The organism is Bergeyella zoohelcum ATCC 43767, assembly GCF_000301075.1.
GTDB classification, from domain to species: Bacteria; Bacteroidota; Bacteroidia; order Flavobacteriales; family Weeksellaceae; genus Bergeyella; species Bergeyella zoohelcum.
On the sequence record NZ_JH932293.1, the window covers coordinates 1,163,433 to 1,188,200 of the forward strand.

General features: G+C 35.9%; 13 protein-coding genes. 6 read left to right on the plus strand and 7 right to left on the minus strand.

Annotated elements, in window-relative coordinates; all coding sequences use genetic code 11:
- Window positions 1–4: 4 nt before the first annotated feature.
- Entirely contained in the window at window positions 5–1,297 is a 1,293-nt protein-coding gene (locus tag HMPREF9699_RS05305; protein ID WP_002663029.1) for an AAA family ATPase, read from the minus strand.
- Window positions 1,298–1,810: 513 nt separating this feature from the next.
- On the minus strand, window positions 1,811–4,432 hold the full coding sequence (locus HMPREF9699_RS05310; RefSeq protein ID WP_002663031.1) for a valine--tRNA ligase: 2,622 nt from the start codon (window positions 4,430–4,432) through the stop codon (window positions 1,811–1,813).
- Window positions 4,433–4,879: 447 nt separating this feature from the next.
- Here HMPREF9699_RS05310 and HMPREF9699_RS05315 point away from each other — a divergent pair, with 447 nt between their 5' ends.
- Complete coding sequence (locus HMPREF9699_RS05315; RefSeq protein ID WP_002663033.1) at window positions 4,880–5,545, plus strand: YceI family protein; 666 nt, start codon at window positions 4,880–4,882, stop codon at window positions 5,543–5,545.
- A gap of 388 nt (window positions 5,546–5,933) precedes the next feature.
- Here HMPREF9699_RS05315 and tatC read toward each other — a convergent pair whose 3' ends face one another.
- Entirely contained in the window at window positions 5,934–6,758 is an 825-nt protein-coding gene (tatC, locus tag HMPREF9699_RS05320) for a twin-arginine translocase subunit TatC (RefSeq protein WP_002663034.1), read from the minus strand.
- A gap of 35 nt (window positions 6,759–6,793) precedes the next feature.
- On the minus strand, window positions 6,794–7,753 hold the full coding sequence (locus HMPREF9699_RS05325) for a KpsF/GutQ family sugar-phosphate isomerase (protein ID WP_002663036.1): 960 nt from the start codon (window positions 7,751–7,753) through the stop codon (window positions 6,794–6,796).
- 106 nt (window positions 7,754–7,859) lie between these two features.
- Here HMPREF9699_RS05325 and recQ point away from each other — a divergent pair, with 106 nt between their 5' ends.
- The gene (recQ, locus tag HMPREF9699_RS05330) at window positions 7,860–10,061 is read left to right on the plus strand and encodes a DNA helicase RecQ (protein WP_002663037.1); all 2,202 of its coding nucleotides are present in this window, start codon (window positions 7,860–7,862) and stop codon (window positions 10,059–10,061) included.
- A gap of 22 nt (window positions 10,062–10,083) precedes the next feature.
- Entirely contained in the window at window positions 10,084–11,157 is a 1,074-nt protein-coding gene (locus HMPREF9699_RS05335; protein WP_002663039.1) for a glycosyltransferase, read from the plus strand.
- 8 nt (window positions 11,158–11,165) lie between these two features.
- On the opposite strand, the gene HMPREF9699_RS11425 is transcribed toward HMPREF9699_RS05335, so the two are convergent.
- Window positions 11,166–11,561 (minus strand): hypothetical protein, encoded by a 396-nt coding sequence (locus HMPREF9699_RS11425; protein WP_245946053.1) that lies wholly within the window; start codon window positions 11,559–11,561, stop codon window positions 11,166–11,168.
- Between the two features lie 380 nt (window positions 11,562–11,941).
- Here HMPREF9699_RS11425 and HMPREF9699_RS05345 point away from each other — a divergent pair, with 380 nt between their 5' ends.
- Both HMPREF9699_RS05345 and HMPREF9699_RS05350 read left to right on the plus strand, forming a co-directional pair.
- The gene (locus HMPREF9699_RS05345; protein ID WP_002663043.1) at window positions 11,942–17,812 is read left to right on the plus strand and encodes an alpha-2-macroglobulin family protein; all 5,871 of its coding nucleotides are present in this window, start codon (window positions 11,942–11,944) and stop codon (window positions 17,810–17,812) included.
- A 98-nt stretch (window positions 17,813–17,910) separates the two neighbouring features.
- Window positions 17,911–20,034, plus strand: a complete 2,124-nt coding sequence (locus HMPREF9699_RS05350) for a carboxy terminal-processing peptidase (protein ID WP_002663045.1) — start codon at window positions 17,911–17,913, stop codon at window positions 20,032–20,034.
- A 46-nt stretch (window positions 20,035–20,080) separates the two neighbouring features.
- On the opposite strand, the gene HMPREF9699_RS05355 is transcribed toward HMPREF9699_RS05350, so the two are convergent.
- Together HMPREF9699_RS05355 and rsmG are read right to left on the minus strand one after the other, a co-directional pair.
- Window positions 20,081–22,792: a PD-(D/E)XK nuclease family protein gene (locus HMPREF9699_RS05355; RefSeq protein WP_002663046.1), complete on the minus strand. Its 2,712-nt coding sequence runs from the start codon at window positions 22,790–22,792 to the stop codon at window positions 20,081–20,083.
- A gap of 32 nt (window positions 22,793–22,824) precedes the next feature.
- Window positions 22,825–23,457 (minus strand): 16S rRNA (guanine(527)-N(7))-methyltransferase RsmG, encoded by a 633-nt coding sequence (gene rsmG, locus HMPREF9699_RS05360; protein ID WP_002663048.1) that lies wholly within the window; start codon window positions 23,455–23,457, stop codon window positions 22,825–22,827.
- A gap of 94 nt (window positions 23,458–23,551) precedes the next feature.
- Between rsmG and HMPREF9699_RS05365 the strand changes: the two genes are divergently transcribed.
- Complete coding sequence (locus HMPREF9699_RS05365) at window positions 23,552–24,757, plus strand: pyridoxal phosphate-dependent aminotransferase (RefSeq protein WP_002663050.1); 1,206 nt, start codon at window positions 23,552–23,554, stop codon at window positions 24,755–24,757.
- Window positions 24,758–24,768: the final 11 nt, after the last annotated feature.

Below are 24,768 nucleotides of genomic sequence, written 5' to 3' on the forward strand. Positions count from 1 at the left end.
AGCATTAATCAATGTAAGTATCGCCTAAATTAGGAGTTCCGCTTAGTTTTCCACTTTTGTAGGCATTCAAAATATTGGTTGTATCGCGAATAACCGAAGTATCAAAATCAGCCAATGAGTAAAGCTCTGTGGCACAACCTTCTCCTTTGTTGGTAAACCATATGGCATCGTTTCTGAAAAGGTCTTTATCGTTTAAAATTTCTCTGTTATGCGTGGTTGCGATGAGCTGAGAATTTTTAGCATTTAAAAGAAACGAAAGCAAAAAGTGCAAATACAAATCAGGATGTAAAGAAGTTTCCAACTCGTCAATGGGAAAAGCCGTTGAAGTTTTTATCAGTAAAGCCAATAGTCCTGCAAAACTATAGTAGCGTTTTGTACCTTCGGATTCTAAATCTAAGGGGAGATAGTATTTGGCTCCATTTACGGTATGCTCAAATTCTGTTTTAACTGCTGTGATTTTACCTTTTCTTTCTAATTCTATAATTTTTTCTTCAGGTATATCATTTTGTGTTTTCAGGAAATCAAGAAAACCATTGGGCAATTTATTTTCTTCTTCTTTTATCACGATATCCGAAATATTCAAATCAGCTTTTTTTAGTATAGAAAGTATATCTGATTTAGCTATTTCCTTATTATCAATTTTACTTGTTACAAATCCTTCCAATTGGGTTTTCGTATAAATAAGAGGTTTTAAATAAGTCCTAAACCAATCCACGACTTCCTGCAATTCTTTACATTCGATATTGGTTTTTAAGAATCCACCCAAAACGGTATTGTTCCACAAAGTATTTGCTGTGAGGGTTTTCTGAGAAATAGTATCAACACTGACTTTACTCCCAAAACTAATTTTGGTTAATTGTTTTTCCAAATCGGTCGTTCTTTTAAAAACATTGGCTTTTCTAGAATTGTTATAAGAATACAAGGCCTCCGAAACTATGGCTTTTTGGGAAAATTCTACTTCGTATAAGTATTTTACTTCGTTTTGGAGAAACTCAATGGTAAAAAAAGAATTTTGGTTGGGAGTATCAACATCAAACAAAAACGGATTAAAATCTAATTCTTCACTCTTTTTTTCCAAAGGATTCATTACCATACTACCCAAAAAGTTAAGAGCTTTGAGTATGGTAGTTTTCCCAGAGGCATTAGCTCCATAAATTAGAGCAAGTTTCAAAATCCTATGCTTTCCTGATTGTATGATATAAGTATCTTCAAGATGTGTTGATTTGTCTGCTTCAAATGAAAGCTTTTGCTTGTCCTTTATAGAGCCAAAGTTTTGAACAGTGAAATTAATAATCATTTTGATGCTCTTATTTGTAATTCGGTTACAAAAATAGTGTTTTATTTGTAATTATTTGCATATTTTAAAGTAAAAATAACTGTTTGTTTTTGGCGGGAAGTGGGGGGGCAAACCCCCGACCCTCTACACTGAATTGAGATTACTTTTACAATTGCTCCCAATGCCTTATAGCGTTGGAACATAGCTCCATTCTTCCCGCGAGGGCTATCCCGCTCACTATACTTTTTATATTATTCATAGTCATAATAAGACATTCACTTTTTTCCATAATTATTTTAATTAGAGGGAAGAATATGAATACTCCAACTATGGACATTGTAGCATCAATTGTTACGGTAAACCTCAAAATTCAGTTCTTTCTGTTCCATTTATTATGGAACTATTTTTTATACTCTTTTTTATAAAGGAGGAAAAACCTTTTGCCTTTTTATTTCTTTGCCATTATCAATATCATTTAATAAAACGAGGTAATCCAATCTCTTAAATTACCTCATTCTCAAATTTCCAAATTATCTAATTCCCCAACCCTCTCAATTTCTCTTCTAATAGAGCAATTTTCTCTTGGGCGTCTTTTTGTTTTTTGCGTTCGTTTTCTACGATTTCGGGTTTGGCATTGGCGACGAATTTCTCATTGCTCAACTTCTTCTCTACTGAAACCAAGAAACCTTTTAGATAAGCCAATTCCTCTTCGGTTTTCTTTTTCTCTTCGCCCAAATCAAGGTTTTCACTGAGTGGAATGGAAATTTCCGTAGCTCCTACCAAGAAAGTAACGCTCGGCTTGTCGGTTTTCGTTCCAAAGTGAATTTCTGAAACATTGGCCAATTTTCTTACCACGGCTTCGTTTTCAAACGCTGTAGCATTGGTGTAGATTTCTACAACTTCCCTTGGCGAAATCCCTTTGCTTTGGCGGTAGTTTCTCACGCCTGAGATAAGTTCTTGAGCAAAAGCGAAAGCCTCTATCACTTTTGAGTCAAAGGCTGCAGCTGTTTTTTGTTGGGCAATGACTAGAGCCTCTTCGCGCGTGCGTTCTGCCATATTTTGCCAAAGTTCCTCTGTAAGGAACGGCATAAACGGATGCAAGAGTTTCATCAGTTCGCCAAAGAAATAGAGGGTTTTGTCGTACACCTCTTGCGAAATAGCTTCGCCGTAATTCGGCTTCACCGCTTCTAAATACCACGCACAGAAATCGTCCCAAATCAACTTATAGATAAGGTGCAACGCATCGGAAATTCTGAATTTTTCAAATTGCTCATTGATTTCTGCAATGGTTTTATCCAACTGATTACCGAACCACTCAATAGTTTGTTTTTCCGCTTCGCCCATTGGTTTTTGCTCTTTGTTCCACCCTTGGGTAAGGCGGTAAGCATTCCAAATTTTGGTAGCGAAATTTCGTCCTTGGAGCATCAAATCTTCGTCAAACAGCAAATCGTTTCCAGCGGCAGAGCTCAACAAAATTCCTACCCTTACGCCATCGGCTCCGTATTTATCGATGAGTTCGATAGGGTCCGGAGAGTTCCCTAAGGATTTAGACATTTTGCGTCTTTGCTTGTCACGAACAATTCCCGTGAAATACACATTTTTAAACGGCACTTTGTCTTTCCACTCCAATCCCGCCATAATCATACGAGCCACCCAGAAGAAAATAATGTCTGGACCTGTCACCAAATCTGCCGTTGGATAATAATAATTAATGTCTTTGTTTTCAGGGGCTAAAAGTCCATCAAACACCGACATCGGCCACAACCACGAGGAGAACCAAGTATCCAAAGCATCTTCGTCTTGCTTTAAGTTTGAAATTTGAAGTTCAAAATTTGAAGTTTTTTCTCTTGCTAATTCAAGGGCTTTTTCAATATTTTCAGCGACTACAAAATCATTTTCGCCAGTGCCATAATAGTACGCAGGAATCTGTTGTCCCCACCATAATTGACGAGAAATATTCCAGTCGCGGATATTCTCCATCCAATATTTATAGGTGTTTTTAAACTTTTCTGGGTGGAATTTCACCTCGTCGTTCATCACCACATCAAGGGCTGGTTTAGCGATTTCAGACATTTTTAAGAACCATTGTTGAGAGATTTTCGGCTCAATCACTGCTCCTGTTCGCTCCGAAGTTCCTACTCTGTTTACATAATCTTCGGCTTTTAATAAAAGACCTTTTTCCTCTAATTCTTTAGCGATTTCCTTGCGAACCACAAATCTGTTTTTCCCTGCATAGTGCATACCATGTTCGTTTAGATTTCCATCGTCATCTAAAGAATCAATAATTTGCAAATGGTGTTTTTGCCCGATTTCATAGTCGGCAATATCATGTGCTGGTGTAATTTTCAATACTCCCGTTCCAAACTCAATGTCTATATATTCATCTTCGATAATCGGAATCACGCGATTTACAATCGGTACAATTACCTTTTTCCCTTTCAGATGGGCATAGCGTTCGTCATTCGGATTGATGCAAACTGCCACATCGCCAAAAATTGTTTCGGGACGCGTGGTAGCTACAGTAAGGAATTCCTCTGAACCTTCGATTTGATATTTTAAGTAAAAAAGTTTTCCGTTTTGTTCTTTAAAAATAACTTCTTCGTCAGAGATATTGGTTTTGGCTTCTGGGTCCCAATTGACCATTCGGTAACCTCTATAAATCAATCCTTTGTTGTACAAATCTACAAACGATTTAATCACTTGCTCGGACAATTTCGGTTCCATAGTAAAACGGGTTCTGTCCCAATCACACGAGCAACCGAGTTTTTTCAATTGTTCTAAAATAGTACCGCCATATTTGTGCGTCCAATCCCACGCGTGTTTTAGAAACTCTTCACGAGAAATATCTGACTTATTGATGCCCTCGGATTTGAGTTTTGCCACTACTTTTGCCTCGGTAGCAATGGAAGCGTGGTCAGTCCCCGGTACCCAGCAAGCGTTGAAGCCTTGCATTCTGGCACGGCGAACCAAAACATCTTGAATGGTATTATTGAGCATGTGCCCCATGTGGAGAATCCCCGTTACATTAGGCGGCGGAATTACAATAGTGTATGGAGGTCTATGGTCTGGTTTTGAATGGAAAAATTTGTTTTCTAACCAGTATTTATACCATTTTTGTTCTGTATCTTGCGGATTGTATTTATCTGAAAGTTGCATAGAATTTTTTATTTTACGAGTATGTTTTGCAAAAATACTACAATGTGTAATATTTTTTGGTATTTTTAATGCTTATTTTATAAAATAATCTCATTTTAATTCTTCTAATGGCGTGTAAGATAATGAAACTCTCTCGACTTATTTGATAATAAACACCTAATAAAAAAATGAAGTGTAATGATTCTTTCGTTAAAAATCTAAAAGTGAGTCTATGAAGAATGTTGATGAATTTGATTGTTTGAGATACTTTGCCAAAGTTTTTAATACTTTGGCAAAGTGCTTTGAAATCGTATAAAGCTCAGGGAATCTAAGCAAAGTAAAAAGTTAAGACGAGTTCGATGTCAAAATGAGTGAAATTTTCATGATTTTAATAATTAACATTTTTTTAACACTTTTGAATGATTCTAAGTAATACCTTTGTAGTTCAAAAATTAAATTTATATATAAATGAGAAAAATTGCATTAAGCCTTGCGGCATTGGCTATTACTTTTTCAGTTACTAGCTGTAACAAGCCAGCAGATACAGTAGAAACAAAAGAAGCTACAGAAGTGGTAGAAGGGACATCTGTAGAAGGAGCAAATACTTTTACAGCAGATGTAGCGAGCTCTAAATTAGAGTGGAAAGGGGGTAAAGTAGTGGGAAGTGATTCACACAATGGTACTATTTCTTTAAAATCAGGAGATGTATTGGTAAAAGATGGTGCAGTAGTAGGTGGTACCTTTGTAATAGATATGAATACCATCACTGTATTAGACCTTACAGATGCAGAGAAAAAGGCGAGTCTTGAGGGACACCTTAAGGGGGCTGATGCTGAAAATGCTGATCACTTCTTTAATGTAGCTCAATATCCAGAAGGAAAATTCGAAATTACTGGTGTAAAAGGTGGTAATGTAGAGGGTAACCTTACGCTTAAAGGAGTAACAAAATCTGTTTCTTTCCCTGCTACAGTTACTGTTTCTGAAAATGAAGTAACTATTGTTTCTGATAAATTCAACATCGATAGAACGCTTTGGAATGTAAACTTCAATAACGAGTCTTTAACTGATGTAGCAAAAGATAAAGTAATTAGCAATGCAATAGAAGTTAAAGTAGATGTAAAAGCTACAAAATAATTTCTATAGTTTGTTATTTAGTAAAATGCTTTGCTTCCAATATGGAAGCAAAGTTTTTTTATGCAAAAGTTTTTAAACCTATTGGATAGGAATTATCATTAATAAGTAAAGAATGAAGTGTGTTTAGCTCAGCGAGTTTCATCGTTTTAAGGAACTTTATCAAAAATTGCCTCAAGGCTCAGGAGAAATTTAAGCAAATATTAAAAATCATTGTCTAAAACTATCGAAATAAAGGCGTTATTATCTCGAGTTTTCATAATTATATTTTGAATTGAAAAGGAGTTTTTTTGCTAATCAAAAATGGAAAAATCAATAATATATTTGTTAATAAAAAATATCCGAAAATTATCAATTTTCGGATAGAAATAGGAGAAATATTTTTTTTGTATTATCTGCTTTTTTGTAATTCCTCTAATGCCCTTTTTTGTACTATTTTATAAGTTCTTTTGCTGAGTAGGATGCTGAATTCATACAATAAAAGAAGTGGAACAGCGGCAATCATCATACTAACAATGTCTGCTGGGGTAATAATAGCGGCTAAAACCATGATGACTACAATAGCGTGTCTCCTGTAAGTTTTTAAAAATGTAGGCGTTACTATTCCTATACTGGTGAGAAAATAGATGATGAGAGGAAATAAAAATACAATGCCCATCCCTAAGACAATTTGAAAAAATAATGCAGAATAGTCTGATAGGTCATAGAGGGGCTGTATGATGTCTGAGATTTTAAAAAGGACTGCGAAATTTATGGCAAAAGGAAGAATGAGGAAATAACCTACTAAGGCTCCCATCATAAAGAAAATCCAAACAGCATTGATAAACGCCGCTGAATTTTTTCTTTCGTTAGGGTGAAGACCAGGGGCAATGAACCTCCATATTTCCCATACAATGTAGGGAAGTGCCAGCACCATTCCACCGAAAAATGAAATCATGAAAGCTACATTAAACTGTTGATAAAGTTTCTGTACACGAATGGGGAATTCATCAGGAAGTTCGATGGCTGTAGCTCCTGTCCATTTTAAGGAATATTCATTGATGAGTTTAAAAGTAATAAAATCCGAACGGGTAGGTCCGAAAAAAATATTGTCCATAATCCATGGAAGAAAATTCCATACAATGATGGCACCTATAATAACAGCGATAAGGCTTCTAATGAGATGACCTCTGAGCTCACCTACATGTCCTAAAAAAGACATTTCTTTTTTCTGCATAACTATAATGTTAAAAGGGATATTGTTATCAGTTTTTATGATATTCCTTCGTCTAATATTCTGTGTAAATCAATGATGCCTATGTACTGGTTATTTTCCATCACTACCAATTGACCAATATTGTACTCTTTCATCATTTCTAGTGCTTCTTTGGCTAATACATTAGGAGAGATGGTTTTTGGTGAAGTGGTCATGATGTCTTCTGCGAAAATCTGCTGTAAGGTAATATCTTTCATAAGCATTCTACGCAAATCTCCATCAGTGATTACACCACATACTTCGTTGTGATGAGTAACTACAGTAACACCATGTTTAGAGCCAGAAATAGAAAGGATAATTTCTTTCAGATTGGCATGCTTGTTTACCTCAGGTTTATTTTGAGACATGAGCTGAGCCACGGTGGTAGTGAGTTTTTTTCCTAAGCTTCCTCCTGGGTGGAATTTTGCGAAATCCACATCTCTGAATTGTTTAAGTTCCATGAGTGCTACAGCCAAAGCATCTCCTAACGCCATCTGAACGGTAGTAGAGCTGGTGGGGGCAAGGTTATTAGGGCAGGCTTCTATTTGTATATTGCTATTAATTATAATATCGGCTGTTTGTGCTAATTTGCTCTTTGCGTTTCCTGTCATTGCAATGAGTCCCGAGCTGTATTTTTTGAGATACGGAGCCAGTGCTATGATTTCTGGTGAATTTCCTGAATTGGAAATACAGAGTACAATATCTTTTTTTTGTAAAACCCCTAAATCTCCATGAATGGCCTCTGCGGCATGAAGAAACTGTGCAGGAGTCCCAGTAGAATTCAGTGTGGCTACTATTTTATTCCCTACATGAGCAGATTTTCCTATGCCTACCACGATGAGTTTTCCTTGACAATCAGCTATTTTCATTACTGATTGTGCGAAAGAATTATCTAAGTTTAGTGCGGCGTTTTTCAGCTCTTGGATTTCTATTTCAAGGGCTTTTTTGCCACTTTTTATAATCTGATTCGCGTCCAATATTATTTATATTTAAAAAAAATTAGAAAAAAAATAGATGGTTTATCTAAAAATCACTAACTTTGAGTGTATGCAAATTTAGGAAACTAAAATTTATTATTGTAGAATGAACGCAAAATTCCCAAATCTTTCTCAAGAATTAAAAAAATATTTTGGATTTTCTACTTTCAAAGGGCGTCAGGAAGAGGTGATATCTTCGCTTTTGGAAGGGAAGGATGTTTTTGTACTAATGCCTACTGGTGGAGGTAAATCTTTATGTTATCAGCTGCCAGCACTCTTGTTAGAAGGTACAGCCATTGTGGTTTCACCACTCATTGCTCTGATGAAAAATCAGGTAGATGCTGTAAATGGGCTTTCTAATGAAGATGGAGTGGCACATGTACTAAATTCTTCTCTTAACCGTACACAAACTCAGCAGGTTTTTGATGACATAGAAAAAGGAAAGACAAAGCTACTGTATGTAGCCCCTGAATCTTTAATTAAAGATGAGTATTCGGATTTTCTTAAGTCAGTAAAAATTTCTTTCGTAGCGATAGATGAAGCACATTGTATTTCTGAATGGGGGCATGATTTCCGCCCAGAGTATAGAAATTTGAAAAATATCATTGAAAAAATAGCCGATGTACCTATCATTGCTCTTACGGCTACCGCTACTCCTAAGGTGCAAGATGACATTCAAAAAACTTTAGGGATGTCTGATGCGAAAGTTTACAAATCTAGTTTTAACAGACCGAATTTGTATTATGAAGTAAGACCAAAGATTAATGTAGATAAAGAAATTGTAAAGTTTATTAATCAAAGGAAAGGTAAATCAGGGATTATTTATTGCTTGAGCCGTAAAAAAGTAGAGGAGTTTGCACAGCTTTTACAGGTGAATGGTATTAATGCCTTGCCTTACCATGCGGGACTTGATCAAAAAACGAGGGTAGCTAATCAGGATAAATTTCTTATGGAGGAGTGTGATGTCATTGTGGCGACCATCGCTTTCGGTATGGGAATAGATAAGCCCGATGTTCGTTTTGTGATTCACTATGATTTTCCTAAATCCCTTGAAAGTTATTACCAAGAGACAGGTAGAGCGGGTAGAGATGGCGGAGAAGGGCATTGTCTGGCGTTCTATGATCCTAAAGATATTGAAAAATTAGAAAAATTTTTAGCCCAAAAACCTTTGTCTGAGAAAGAAATAGGACTTCAATTGCTTCATGAAGTTATTGGTTATGCAGAAACTTCCATGTCACGGAGACAGTATATACTGTATTATTTCGGTGAAGAGTTTGACCCGATTCATGGTGAAGGTGCATTAATGGATGATAATTCTGCTAATCCACCTACGATGAAAGTAGTAACAGAAGAACTTTATAAAGTGATGGAAGTGATTCTTGCTTTGGGTGAAAAGTTTAAGACCAAAGATATTATTTCTTTTATTTTAGGAAATGAAACTTCGGTAACTAAATCGCATAAACTAGAGACGCATTCACTCTTTGGAATAGGGAAAGATGAAACGGACAACTTTTGGAAATCTATATTGAGGCAAGCTGCTGTTCAGTCATTTATAGAAAAAGATATTGAAACTTACGGTATATTAAAACTTACCCCAAAAGGGAATGATTTCTTACAAAATAAGGATAAGTATGAAATGAAAATTGCCGAGGATAGGGCGTATGATCTTAGCCAAATGAGGAACGAGTCTAAGGCAGAGCAGTACGGACAGGGAGGAATGGATGAGGTACTTTTCGGTCAGCTAAAACAGCTCAGAAAAAAAGTTGCCGAAAAATTAGGTATTCCCCCTTACACTGTTTTCATGGATTATAGCTTGGAAGATATGACGGTACAATACCCTATTACCGTACAAGAAATAGGAAAAATCTATGGAGTAGGGGAAGGGAAAGCTAAAAAATACGGTGCCGAATTTGCTCAATTCATCTCTAAATATGTAGAGGAAAATGGCATAGAGAGAACGCAAGATATGGTGCTGAAGCAAGTAGCAAATAAATCAAGTCATAAAGTGTTTATTATTCAAGGAACGGATAAAAAAATTGATTTAGAGGATCTTGCAAAGGCGAAACACCTCACCATGGATGAACTTCTCAAAGAGATGGAAGCAATAGTGTATTCAGGCACGAAACTGAATATAGATTATTATATTAATCAAAACTTTGATGAAGACTTAGTAGAAGAGTTTATGGAATTCATGAATGAATCTGAAAGCGATAGTATGAAAGTATTGCTCTCAGAGTTTGGAGATGATCTTACAGATGAAGAAGTAAGAATGCTCAGAATAAAGTTTATAAGTGATGTGGCGAATTAAGATGGTATTAGAATAAAGATTCATGAAAAAGAAAAGGGAAATTTTTTTTCTTTTGCCTGACATGGAAACAGGTGGAGCTGAGAGGATTGTACTTACCTTAGCGAATAATCTACCAAGAAGCCTTTTCAAGCCGACTATTGTTTTGCTGAGAAAAGAAGGCGGGTATTTAAGCTGGGTAAGAGATGATGTAGAAATAATAGATTTAAAGGTTCAGAGGATTAGAAATAGTTTGTTTCCCATCATGAATCTCATTAGAAAAAGAAAACCTGATGTTCTTTTTTCAGGGTTTGGTGAGGTGAATGCCTACCTCTCTCTCTTTATTAAACTTTTTCCTAAAACTCAGTTTATTGCTCGGGAGACTAATGTTGTTTCTCAGCATGTTACTCGGAAGGAGATTTTATTTTTCTATAAGTTTTACAATAATTTCCACCATATTATCTGTCAAAGTGATGATATGATGAAGGATTTGATTACTAATTTTAAAGTAAAAGCATCTAAGATTGCTAAGATTAATAATCCTGTAGATGTGGAATTTATAGATAATATTCTCACTCATTCTTCTAAACCCAATGCCTTTTCAGGGGAATATAAAAATGTGGTAGCCATAGGAAATTTATCTTCTCGTAAGGGTTTTGATAATTTGTTAAAAGTGTTTTCTCACCTTAAAAATGAGAAAATTAAACTTCATATTTTGGGGGATGGCAGAGATAAAGCATTGCTTCATCAGATGAAAGAAGAATTAGGATTGGAGCATGTCATTTTTCATGGTCAGCAGAAGAATCCATATCAATTTCTGAAATATGCAGACTTGTTCATTCTATCTTCTCGTTATGAGGGGTTCCCTAATGTCCTTTTAGAAGCAGGAGTTTGTGGCACTTATGCCTTAGCGAATAACTGCCCAGGAGGGATTAATGAGATTATTATTGAAGGTGAAAACGGAACCATATCTTCCATAGAAGAGTATGAGGATTTTGCTCTAAAAATCAAAGAATTGATACACCATTCCTACGATAGAAATACAGTGAGAGATGCCATTGTGCGTAGATATTCCCTAGATATTATTCTGAAGAAATACAATGAAATTTTAGCTTCTTAATTTCTTATTTAGAGGCAATACCATAGCATTAAGGGTAAACCGCAACAGCTTTCCATGATGACTGAATAGAAATATTTGGGACGATTTTCTTGGGTCAGTAAAATGAGTGCCATGGAAAGTAAACTGCTGATGCTCAGAGCGAAAAAACTTTTTGTGTCTAGAGTGTTGTAGCTGATAATGGTGCTGATTATCAGTAGTATAATAGCGAATAATTTACTCTTACTATTCCCTATGGCCTTTGGAATAGTCATTATTTTATCTAAATTTTTATCTCTAATATCAAAAGGGATGATGAGTGCCGTAATATACAGTGCAGTAATGAGCATATAGTACCATTCTATTTCTGGAAAAATCAGCCATCCATTTACCAATCCCCAGACCAGTCCTACATAAAATATTTTCATAAAAGGGATTTTTCTGATGTATAATTTTAATTGACGAGAATTATAAAGTAATCCTAATAGAATGATAAATAGCCATTTATAGAGCGTTTTGAACGAGTGCGAAAATATAAGAAAACCAGCTATGAAGATAAAGCAGGTGATATTGATGATAAGGATGGGGCGTAGAAGTTCCTTTTTATGTTGATTTTTAGTATAAAGGTAGCCATTAAAATAAGAAAAGAAAACCAAAACTACAAGTTTCCAGTGAATTATATCTTTTTCGAGCATGAAAAATACAGCCAAGAGCGTGCCCATAGTGGCAACGAATATGGGGTATTGTAATCCTAATTTTTTCGGTATATTTATTGATAGCTTCATTAGATGTGTAAAGGTAAAGAATTATGAAAAAAATCCACTTTTTTTTAGCATTATTTTTCATGTTAAGTACAGCAAATCTATTTTCCCAAAGCTACTATGATCAGCAGTGGAAAAAAATTCAATCGAATTACGAAAAAGGGCAGTACAAGTCCAATTTATCATTGATTTTGGAAATTCAAAATCGAGCCAAAAAAGAAGGGAATATTGCAGAACTCATTAAGTCTCTAAAGTCTGAATACGCAATTCTCAGTACAACGCATGATGATACGCAGAATAATTCCGTTTCTCAGTTTTTCGCTAAAATAGAAAAAGAAGAAAAGGAACTGAAAGGTGAACAGAAAAGCCTTCTCTCTATGCTGAAAAATTATTTTTTATTAGAGTACTATGGGAGTCATTCTTGGCAAATAGATAGACGAACACCAACCGCAGATGCTCAGTCTCTCCAGATGGAAACTTGGAGTAAATTAAATTTTAAAAATGCCATTGAAAAAAACTTTACCGAATTTGAAAAACACACCTCTCAATTACAAAATATAGATTTAGAAAAATATAAATCTATATTTGAAAATACAGAAAGCCGCTATTTTGTTACACTTTGGGACTGGAATGCCCATCAAAATATTTTCTTTCTTAATCATTCCGCTTTTTTTACCGAAAATGAAAGAAAGAAAAATCAGAAAAAAATTGAGGAATTGTATAAGGCATTGATTGCTAAAAATTCAGGGAATTCAAAACTATACTTTCAGCATCAGGAGTTGAATTTTCTTTGTGAAAAACAACATTGCACAGATAAAATTTCTTTATTAGAAAAATTGTATTCTTCGGAGGTACAAGGAGATTATAAAGTGGTGATTGTAGAGGAAATAATGAAGCTACTGAGAGAAAAAAAACCGAAAGATGCTTTGGCTTGGGCAGACCGTGTAAGAAAGGAGTATCCAAAATCTAAATTTCTGAATAATATTAAAAATATAGAGAATTTAATAAAAAACTCAGAAGCACATTATCGTTTTGAACCTACTGTTTTGGCAAATACTCCCGTTCATATATCGGTAGCTTCCAAGAACATTTCTAAAGTGTCTTTGGAGTTATTTAAAGTAACCGATGTCATGGAGTTTATGAGACATTCAAGGAATTATTATCATTTTCCGATGGCTGATATCAAAAAGGAGAAAATTGGAAAGTTTGATTTTGACTTAAATAGACCTGTGGATTATCAGTTTTATAAAACTTCTTTAAAACTTCCTGCACTGTCCCCTGGTATCTATACGATGAAAGATGTGCTGGGCAAAAATCAAACGGATGATGCGGATTTGTTTTTCTATGTTTCTGATTATAAATTGCTCAATACCTCTACTTCGGATGAAGATTTCTATACGAATGAGCATTATTGGGTGAACGCGAAAAATGGAAAATTTGCGAAAAATGAACCCTTGAAAGTGTATTATTTTATCCATCAAAAAAATATTCAAACGGAAACTGTAACCACCAATGCCTTAGGAGCTTTTAAATTCCCAAAAATTAAAGGAAAGGTACAGTACGGGCAGGTATATATTTTTATTCAAGATAGCAAGGGAAATGGGTACAATACCCAATATTATTTGGATGATTACAGAAAAAAAACTCAAAATGAACAGATAGCTCAGTATAAAACCCAAATTTTCCTCGATAGAAAAATTTATAGACCTGGTCAGGTGGTTTATTTTAAGGTGATTACTACCAAAAAAGAGGGAGAAAAAGAAGCCGTAGTTGCCCAAAAAACACAAAAAGTAAATCTCAAAGATACCAACTATAAAACGCTTGAAACACAGGAGCTAATTACTAATGAATTTGGTTCTTACAGTGGAAGATTTGTGTTGCCGAAAGGGAAACTGAATGGTAGGTTTACCATTGAGGTACAAAACGCTGATCGTACAGGAAATAGTGCTATTAGTTTTTCTGTAGAGGAGTATAAGAGACCTACTTTTGAAATACAATTTGAATCTATTAAAGAAGAATATCAGTACGGAAAGCCCCTTGAAATTAGAGGGAATGCCAAAACTTTTTCGGGGATTCCGCTTAGTCATGCACAGGTAAATTATGTAATCACAAAACAAGATGTACGCTGGAAATATTTCTGGGGATATTATAGAAACTATGAAAATTTTAATCCTATCATTGGTACGGTAAACACAGATGAAAAGGGGCAGTTTACCATCGTGATTCAGCCTGAGAAATCTGGAAATAAGAAAGGAATTCATGCAGATTATTTCGCTGTAGATGTTTCCATTACAGATATGAGTGGAGAAACACAAATGGCAAACACGGGAGTTACGGTGGCTACTGTTTCCCACTATATTGCTACAGACTTTGCTCAAAAAGATTTTTTTGAAGATGAGACAGTGGTTACCAAAGTGGCAGTGAAAAATTATAATGGTGAAAGATTAGAGAAAACTTACCATGCAAAATTGGAAAAACTGAAATCTCCCAAGCGTTTGTTGAGAGATAATTTTAAAGATCAAGTTCAAAATTATCCTATTTATTCTCGGTCTGAATTTGAAAAATATTTTCCTTATGACCGATATGACGCACATGATGATGTGAATGAGAAGGATGTAGAGAAATTGATCTGGGAAAAGCAAGCATACGCCAATAAATCAGAGGATTATACTTTGAATTTAGGGAAACTTGCCACAGGGAAATACCTACTCACTTTGTATAATATTGAGGGGAATGACACCATAAAAACTCAAGAGCAAATAGAAGTTTGGTCTAAAAAAGGGCTCAAAAATGAGCAGCCGTTCCTGAAAGTATTAATGCAGCAAAAAAAGGTAAAGAGAAATGAAAAAGCAAAATTCTATATTTATTCAGCAGTACCAGAAGCGTTAGTCAATATCTTTACCCAAGACGGTATTTCGCCCATGAAGCATCAGCAAATAGCCTTGAAAAACGGATGGATGATTTTCGAGGCAGAAATGCCTAAAGATAAATCTGTTTCCTCAGTGAATTTTACTTTCCAAATGATGGCTTTGAATGATGTTCATACCATTACCCATACGGTAGGCATAGCAGCTGAGCAAGAGCCACTGAAGATAGAAACCATCACGATGAGAGATAAAATATTGCCAGGGCAAAAGGAAAAATGGGTGGTGAAAATTTTGGGCAAAGGAAAAGAAAAGGTGGAGACAGAAGTGCTTGCTAATATGTATGATGCTTCTTTGAATTCATTTGCCTCTAATACTTACACATGGCAAAAATTTTACTCATTCCAAAAGTATCCTATAAAGCAATTTCATGATCCATTGGGTTTAAAAACTTATTATTATAGAAAAGATTTTCGTTTTTATGATGATGTGATGATTCATCCTCCGTATTTTAATTGGTGGGATGGTGAAAGCTATATGTACCCTAAGAGGTCTGGTAAGAATTTTAATGTGCTATATAGTGAAATGGTTCCAGCACCCATTGTGTCGGCAAAAGTAGATTCGGCACCTATGGAACTTGATGCAAGTGTTTCTAAGGAAATGATGGATGCTCCTCCAAGTCCTAATTCAATAGTTGAAGCCAATTTAGCCAATGTTTCTGAAAACAAAGATATTTCTAAAGAGAAGATATCGCTTCGTAAAAATAGACAAGAAACAGCGTTTTTTTATCCCCATTTGAAGACTGATGCAGAGGGCAATGTACATTTTGAATTTACTTCGCCAGAGGCATTGACGAAGTGGAAACTCATGTTCCTCGCACATACCAAAAATGGGGAAGGAGCGGTGCTGGAAAAAGAAGTAATTACCCAAAAAGAATTTTCTGTAAACCCAAATTATCCAAGATTTTTGCGTGAAGGCGATGAGATGAAATTTCAAACCAAACTGAGTAATATGACTCAGAAATCACTCACCGGAAAAGCACAATTGCAAATTTTAGACGCAAAGACGAATGAAGATATTACAGAGCAGTTCGGAAGTGTGAAGCCTATAGATTTTAATCTGGATAGTCAAGGAAATACGGTAGTTCATTGGCACTTAAAAGTACCTATGGGAGTGAATGCCGTGGTTTTTAAAACCATAGCTAAAGCGGGGAACTTTTCTGATGGTGAGCAAAAAGATATGGTTATTTTGCCTAATCGAATGCTGGTAACAGATGCTCAGCCTATTTTTGTAAAACAAGGACAAAAGAAAACTTTTACGCTTCAAAACTTAGCAGAAAACTCATCTGCTACAGCAGTGAATGTTGCCACTACTTTGGCACTGAATACCCAGCCTATTTGGGAAGTGATATTTGCCCTTCCATCTTTGAAAAACGCACCACACCAGTCGGCCGATGTGGTATTTAATAAATGGTTTGCAGATGTTTTGGCATCAGAAATCATTAAGGCCAATCCGAAGGTGAAATCCGTATTTGATGCGTACCAAAATGAAGGTTTGCTGAGTTCTAATTTGGAAAAAAATGAGGAACTGAAGCAGCTTCTTTTAGAGGAAACCCCTTGGGTACTCCATAGTGAAAATGAGACGGAACAGATGAAGAAACTGGCAGCATTGTTTGATGTAAATACCATGCGACAATCCATTAAAACGGATTGGGAAACTTTGGTGCAATTGCAAAATTCAGATGGTGGTTTTAGTTGGTATCAGGGCTATCCAAGTAGTTACGCTACATCACTTTATATTTTGAAAAAATTGGGCAAAATCAATCAATGGATAGGTGAAAATGCTCGAGAGTATCAGAATCGTGATGAACAAAAAATGGTGAAGAGATTAGTAGCTTATGTGGATAACCATATCGCCCAGCATTGGGAAACGAATAAAAAATGGGTGTGGACGGATGCTGTGCTTGATTATTTGGATACACGCCACTACTGGGAAGCACAATATCCTTTGAGTGCAAAAGGAAAAATGTTTAAACAAAAAGTAATACAACAAGCAAGAAAGGCTAAGGTAAAAGATTTCACTTTCTTTGGATTGCATCGTGCAGCATTGCTTTTTGATGCATATCAGCTGCCACAGGTCTCTAAAAAGCTGATGACCTATCTGAAAGAAACTTCTACAGAAACCGAAACGCAAGGGGTTTATTGGAAACAAAATTTAAATGATTGGGGATGGTATTCATCTAAAACAGTAAACCATGCAGGAGCATTGGAGGCATTCCAAAAACTTACTCCTAGTGATAGTCATTTTATTGAAGAGATGAAAATAGCTTTGGTAACGCAGAAAGAGGTAAGTGCTTGGGAAAATTCTAGAGCCACTGCTGAAGTGATTTTTACCCTACTGAACAGCGGAAAATCTTGGACTGCTACTGGAAATGATAAAGTGGAAATACAATGGGGAGGAAGAGCAATTTTACCATCTGCCTCGGGGATAATCAAACAGACGATTACCCAGCCGGAAATAGATAAGGATTGGGCTTCGGTAACGGTGGCTCAGCCTAATGCAGATATCGTACAGGGAGGACTGTATTGGCAGTATTATGAAGATTTGGATAAGATAAAAAGCTCAGAAACATATCTTTCTATTACCAAAGAATTGTACAGAAAAGTGAAAACCACTAATGGAGAAATCTTGGAAAAAATTACGGATAAATCTCCACTAAAAGTAGGTGATAGAGTAACCGTAAGAATGATTCTCAATACCGATAGACCAATGGAATTTGTACACCTCAAAGATATGCGTGCAGCAGGATTTGAACCTATCAATGTATTTTCTGGCTACCGATGGAAAAACGGATTAGGCTACTATGAAAGCACCAAAGATGCGAGTACTAATTTTTATATTCAGTATCTTCCGAAAGGGAAATTTGTTTTTGAGTACGATTATATATGTAATGCAGCGGGAACCTTCTCTAACGGAATTACTACGCTCCAAAACTATTATGCTCCGCAGATGAATGCACATAGTAAAGGAGTTAAGGTACAAATTGAGGAATAGCATTTTTAGGGGGAATGTACCCTTTACTGAACCCCTAAATATTATTTTTTTTCGTGATGGTTTTTTCATATCTTTCGCAGATAATTTTTAGATAAAAAATGAATAAAAAAATTAAGTTAAATAAGTTACTATTTATTCTACCACTTACCACTTTAATGTTTTGCTTTAATGCACCACAAAATGATGATGAGAAGATGAAAACCATCATGCTAGGGGTAAGGAATACACTGAGCTATCTTCATTATAGTCCGAAACCGATTAATGATGCTTATTCTAAAGAGGTCTATAAGAAATATTTTGAAATGATAGATTTCGCGAAACGATATTTTACCGAAGCAGATATGAAGGAGTTTCAAAAATATGAGACAGAACTGGACAACTACTTTAATCAAGGAGATTTATCTTTTTATAAACTAACCACAGAAAGGCTTTTTCAGAGATATGATGATGCCGAGAAAATGACTGCGGATATTTTAAGTAAGCCATTAGATTTTTCTATTGACGAAAGTATTTTACTGGAACACAAAGATAGAAAATACGCTACCAGCAAGGAAGAGCTGTACAATGAGTGGCGTAAATACATTAAATATAATATTTTGCAGGAAATAGAGACGCTAAACTCTCGTGAAGAGATTCAGAGAAAAAAGAAAGATTCGGTCATCAAGCATAAGCTGAAAGATACCATTAAGCTGCTGAACCTTACGCCAGAGCAAAAAATGGAAAAGGCAACCAGTGATGTGAAATTCTATATGAGCCAAAGTTTTAAGAGGCTGAAAAAAAGAAAAAAAATGGAGTGGTTTACCGTTTATATGAACGCTCACTCAGAGGTATTTGACCCTCATTCCGTTTATTTCTCTCCAAGAGATAAAGAAGATTTTGACATGGGATTCACAGGGAAATTCATTGGTATAGGGGCGGTAATTCAGGAGAAAAAAGGTAAAATATTCTTAGGTCCGCTCACTGTGGGAGCTCCCGCCTGGAAATCTAAACAATTATCTGAAGGTGATAGAATCTTAAAAGTAAAGTCTAATCCTAATGACGAAGAGATTAATGTAGCGGGAATGTTCGTGGATGAAGTGGTACGGTTAATCCGTGGGAAAAAAGGTACTCCCGTTATGCTTACGGTGGAGAAAAAAGATAAATCCATCAGCGTGGTAACGCTTATCCGTGATGAGGTAACCATGGAGGATACTTATGCTAAGAGTATTGTGATTCAGTCGGTTAATGGAAAAAAGTACGGTCTGATTAATCTCCCAAGTTTTAATGTGGAATTCGGTAAGAAAGATGGAGGTAAAAACGCATCTGATGATGTGAAAAATGAACTCATCAAGCTCAAAGCCTATCAAGTAGATGGTGTGATTTTAGACCTTAGAGGAAACGGTGGAGGAAGTCTTACCGAAGTGGGAGACATCATGGAGCTTTTCTTAGAAAATGCAGGGCCTTATGTACAGGTGAAAGATGGGCAAGGAAAAATTCAGACCTTAAAAAATAAAGCCCAAAATCCAGTTTGGACAGGGCCACTCATTATTATGCAAAATGAATTTTCAGCATCAGCATCAGAAATTCTGGCAGGAGCTATGCAAGATTATAATAGAGCTGTGGTAATAGGTTCTCCTCAGTCTTTTGGAAAAGGTACGGTGCAGACTTTTGTAGATTTGAATAGATTTTTAAGCTCATCAGATGATTTTGGGTCTCTGAAACTCACTATTCAGAAGTTTTATAGAGTAACGGGAGAGTCTAACCAAAGAAAAGGAATTACTGCGGATATTCAGATGAAAGATTTCTTTAGCTATGGAGAATTTGGTGAAAGATTTGATGACTTTGCCCTGCCTTGGGACAGAATACAAAGTGCTCAATTTACTCCTGTAAATAAGGTGCAAACAGAATCTCTAAAAGCAAAAAGTAATGAACGAATTTCTAATAGTGCTTTTTATCAGCTTTTACAAGAAGTAGCACAGTGGAGAGAGAGTATCAATAAAGATAAAATGATGACAGTTCAGTATGATAAGTTTTTTAAACTGATGAAGGAGAGAAAAGAAAAAGTAAATAAATACAAACCAATAGAGAAATACGATAACCAACTGAAATTTATTCAGTATCCGCATGAAATAGAAAGAAGTAAAAAAGAAGAAGATTTTAAAAAGAAATCGGAAACTTGGCTTAAGAATCTTAAAAGAGATTTCTATCTTCAGGAAGCGGTAAATGTGATGAGTGAAATGTAAAAAGAGAAAATGGCTTACTTCGCGCTAGAATGTAAGCCATTTTTTATTATCCGCCGTTCCAAGTTCTTGGTTTGGCTTCAAAGGGCTTTTCTGGATTTAGGATGTCATGAATTAAAAATCTAAGAGATTGGAGGGCGTCTTGTAAGGAATAGCTATCATATTGCATGGTGGTAACGCCTTTTTTTATTGATGCAAAACTCCAAATTCCTGCTTCCACTTCACTGTACTTATGCTCAATAATACTAGGCAATGCGTGGAGATAGATGGCAAGCTGCATAGCTTGTTTGTTGCTCTCTTCCATGAAATGCGTTTCTATTTTATCAGGTTTTATATCTAGGTGGAGCTTACTGCTTACCTTGGCAGATTTATAATCAATTACCCGAAGTGTACCATCCAGTTCATCTATTCTATCTATAATACCATGAAAATAAACTGCATCGGTTTGGTCTTCATTTATAGGAAAATACACATCAGAAAATTCTTTTTCTAATGCAATGATTTTGAGCTGATGCCCTTTTTTTACCAATTGTAAATCATGATAGATAATGGCTTTTACTATTTTTTCTGCCAATGTTTTATGGATGAAGTTAATTCCTCTTTGGTAAAATTCTAACTCATGTTTTAGTTTTTCTATGGCTTGTAGAATGGCTCCATCTATTTCCTGCTGAGAGAAAGTAAGGTCTTTATCTGTGAGGTATTTTCCGCAGATAGGGGTATAGAGAATCTCTAAAATACTGTGAATAAGTGTTCCGTAATCTCTGGTGGAAAGTTCTTCTGAAATCTCTGTAGTTTCTCTAGCACCCAATATTTTGGATAAATAAAATTGGTAAGGGTCATAGACATAGCTGGTAAGCGAAGAGGCGGATACATTCTTTTTCCAGTCATTGAGTTTTTCCATGACTATGGGCGTCTTTTCTACAGAAATAGCTCTTTGCTCCAGATGTGTGGAAGATAAATCTACTAATTTTTTATTAATTGAATGGATCGTATTCGCTTCGTATTCCAGTTGGGTAATAAATCTACTTTTCTCTCCCGTATTGAGTCCAGAAGAAAGCCCATTGTACAGCAATATCACATTTTCTGCCCCTTGCAGAAGACGGTAAAAATGGTAGGCAAAGATGGCATCATACTCTTGGTAAGTATAGAGGTTAAAATGTCTTCGTACATCAAAGGGGATGAAGCTGTTTTGCGAAGCAGGTGTGGGTATTTTTCCTTCATTTACGGAAAGTAAGATGATATTTTTAAAATTGAGCAGACGGGTTTCCAAAAGCCCCATTACCTGTAAACCTTGGAGCGGTTCTCCTTCGAAACTGAGCATTTCTGAATTCAGAAGCTGACCGATGAGCTGTTCTAATGCTTCTATCTGAATAGGGAAATTAATGGTAGTGATGAGATTCAGTAAGGTGGTGAGTACTTTTTCAAAGACAGAAATATTTTCGAACAAGATGGCGTCATCTTCATTATTATTCTTAGCTATTTTACAAAATTCTAATAATTTCTCTATCAGTTCTATCTCAGATGATGTAGGTGCCAGTAGTGGAAAATAAGGCATATCTTTCAGCTGTTCTTGTAAGAAATCAGGTCGGATATAGACCATATTTCTTTTTTCCAATTCCGTTTTGAATTGGTGCATCTTTTCTATTTCTTTTGTAGAAAAAGACCATCCTTCTATGATGGGCAGTACATCATTATAATAATAGGAACTGGATTTTTTCTCCAATTGTTTTTGGAGATGAAAAACTGATTTTACAGCATTGCTAAATGATAGATTTTTAAGCGGATATCCCATGGTGATATTCACCGCCTTTGCGGAGGATACTGCATCCAAAGTGGCAGGGAGGAGATTTTCATCCATCAGTACGATGGCGGTTTCTTCTTCATGGGTATGTTCTGTGAGGTAATTTCTGAGGTATTGTGTCTGTGCGATATTCCCTGGACATTCTATGATGCTGATGTTTTTTCGTTCAGAAAATTCATTTTCCACCCAAGCAAAAGGTCGGTATTCATTAAACTCTTTCCATTTTTTTATTTTTCTGAGAAATGTCCCTGCCTCTTGTAAGGGATTGTTCATATAATACGCATCAGTATGGAAAAAAGCTTGGGCTTTATCAGCCTGTAAGAGTGCTTTTATAAGTTCTTCCTCCAAAGGTGTGAGTGCATTGAAACCGCAGAATACCCATTTTTTCTGTGTTTTTTGTACGAACGAGCTAATGTTTTTTCTTGCCAATTCATGGAGCATTCCTGGGGTAGCCCAGTTCTTTTCCTTAAGTGCATTTTTGAGCTGAGGGAGGAATTGATGGGCATTTTTCCAAAAATTAAGGTATTTTTTTCTCGGGGAATCAGGAGAGATGTCGCCTAAATTTTCTGCCCAATTTTTAATTCGTTCCTCATCATAGAGGTATTCCAAAACTTTGTGGTCATCTTGCTCGTATTTGAGCATATCATCCCAATCTTTTTGCAGGGTAGGATACCATTTTAGGAAGGATGCAAAGTCTTCTCCATTGTACACCGTGGACTTTTGATATTCATGATAGGCAAAAAGCCAAAGTGCCACTCCTTCTATAGGAATACTATCGGAAAGCTGTGTACAAAGCTCTTCTATGGTAATAAATTCTGGAAGAAAACCCTCGTAGCCCTTGTTTTCAATGATTCTTTTGATAAAAACAATGGGTCTTTTTCCAGGTAAAACCAAAGCGTATTCGCTTAAATCTTGACTATCAGAAAGAAGATGGTCAAGGATTTTTTCTAAAAATACCATAGTGAAAAATAGTTTTTTTGAATAAAAATGGATTATACGATATGTCCTTTAGAAAGGTAAACCACCTTTTTAGTTTCAAAAAAGGGCTCATCGAATACTTTTTTCAGCTCGAAAATTTCGCATTTTATCCCTGCCAATTCTTCGGCTAAATCACCTCCTTTTAGGTAGAGAACACCGTTATGTTTAGCATTCATTTGCTCTTTTTCAAATTTGCCTTTCGTCCATCGTAAAAATTCGGGCATTTGCGTTACGGCTCTACTCACAATAAAATGAAATTTCTCTTTTATTTTTTCTGCTCTGCCGTGAACTGTGCGTACATTTTTCAGCCCTAATGCTTCAATTACAGCATTCACTACGGTAATTTTTTTACCGATAGAATCTACTAGAAGAAATTCCACTTCGGGAAAAAGTATTGCCAGTGGAATTCCTGGAAAGCCTCCTCCAGTACCAATGTCTAAGACCTTTGTTCCCGCTGCAAAAGGCATGATTTTAGCGATGCCTAAGGAGTGTAACACATGTTTTTCATACAAAGCATCCATATCTTTTCTGGAAATCACATTGATTTTTTCATTCCATTCGGTATATACGCTTTCTAGCTGCTCAAATTGTTCTTGTTGTCTTTCTGTAAGGTCAGGAAAATATTTTATAATGATATCTATTGCCATGGTTTTTCTATTGATTACAAAAGTAGGTATTTTCAGAATAAAAAGATAGACTTTGTTATGCGTTTTTCCTTACATTTGCTGAAATAATAAAATAATGAACTTACTTTCAGATAGAATTCATAGACTAGGGTATTCCCAAACTTTTGTTATGAGTAATAAAGCGAGGGAAATGAAAGCCGCAGGTATAGATGTCATTAGTCTTACGCTTGGAGAACCTGATTTTGATGTACCCGAAGTGGTGAAACAGGCAGCCATAACAGCTATACATGAAAATTATAGTCATTATTCTCCAGTACCAGGATTTATAGAACTGAGAGCAGCCATAGCGAATAAACTGAAAAGGGATAATGGTCTAGATTATAGTCCACAGCAAATTTGTGTTTCTAATGGGGCGAAGCAAGCTATTTTGAATGTCCTTGCAGCAGTGATTAATGAAGGAGATGAAGTACTTTTACCTTCGCCGTATTGGGTGAGTTATGATGAGATGGTAAAAATGATGGGGGGGAAGTCGGTATTTATTCCTACCAGCATTAGTTCTGATTTTAAGATGACAGCAGAACAACTAGAAAATGCGATTACGGAAAAAACAAAAGCATTACTTTTTAGTTCGCCTTGTAATCCTTCGGGGAGTTATTATACGCATGAAGAACTTCAATCTTTGGTAGAGGTACTTCAAAAATATCCGCAGATTACCATTATTTCAGATGAGATATATGAGTATATTAATTACGAGGAAAAAACGCCCTCTATAGCAGCATTTCCCGAAGTGTATGAACAGACAGCAGTGATTAACGGAATGTCCAAGGGATTTGCCATGACGGGGTGGAGGATAGGCTATTCTGCATGTCCACAGTGGCTGGCAAAAGCATGTGAAAAAGTACAAGGGCAAATGACCAGCGGTGCGAATACGGTGGCTCAGAGGGCGGCCATTACCGCACTTAGTACAGACCCGAAAGAGTTCGAATACATGATTAAGGCATTTCAGGAGAGAAGAGACCTTGTTTTTGATTTAATGTCCGAAATTCCTGGATTTAAGGTAAGAAAGCCTAAGGCTGCATTTTATTTCTTCCCGGATATTTCTTTTTATTTAGGAAAAACCATTAATGGAACCCCAATAGAAAATGCAGATGATTTTGCTATGTTTTTATTAGAAAATGCCTTTGTGGGAAGTGTAGGTGGGGTATCTTTTGGAAGTCCAGAGTGTATTCGTTTTTCTTATGCGGCATCTCGGGAAAACCTTATAGAAGCCATGCGTAGAATAAAAGAATGCTTGGAAAAAGCGGAGATTGTAGCATTTTAATTATCTTTGTA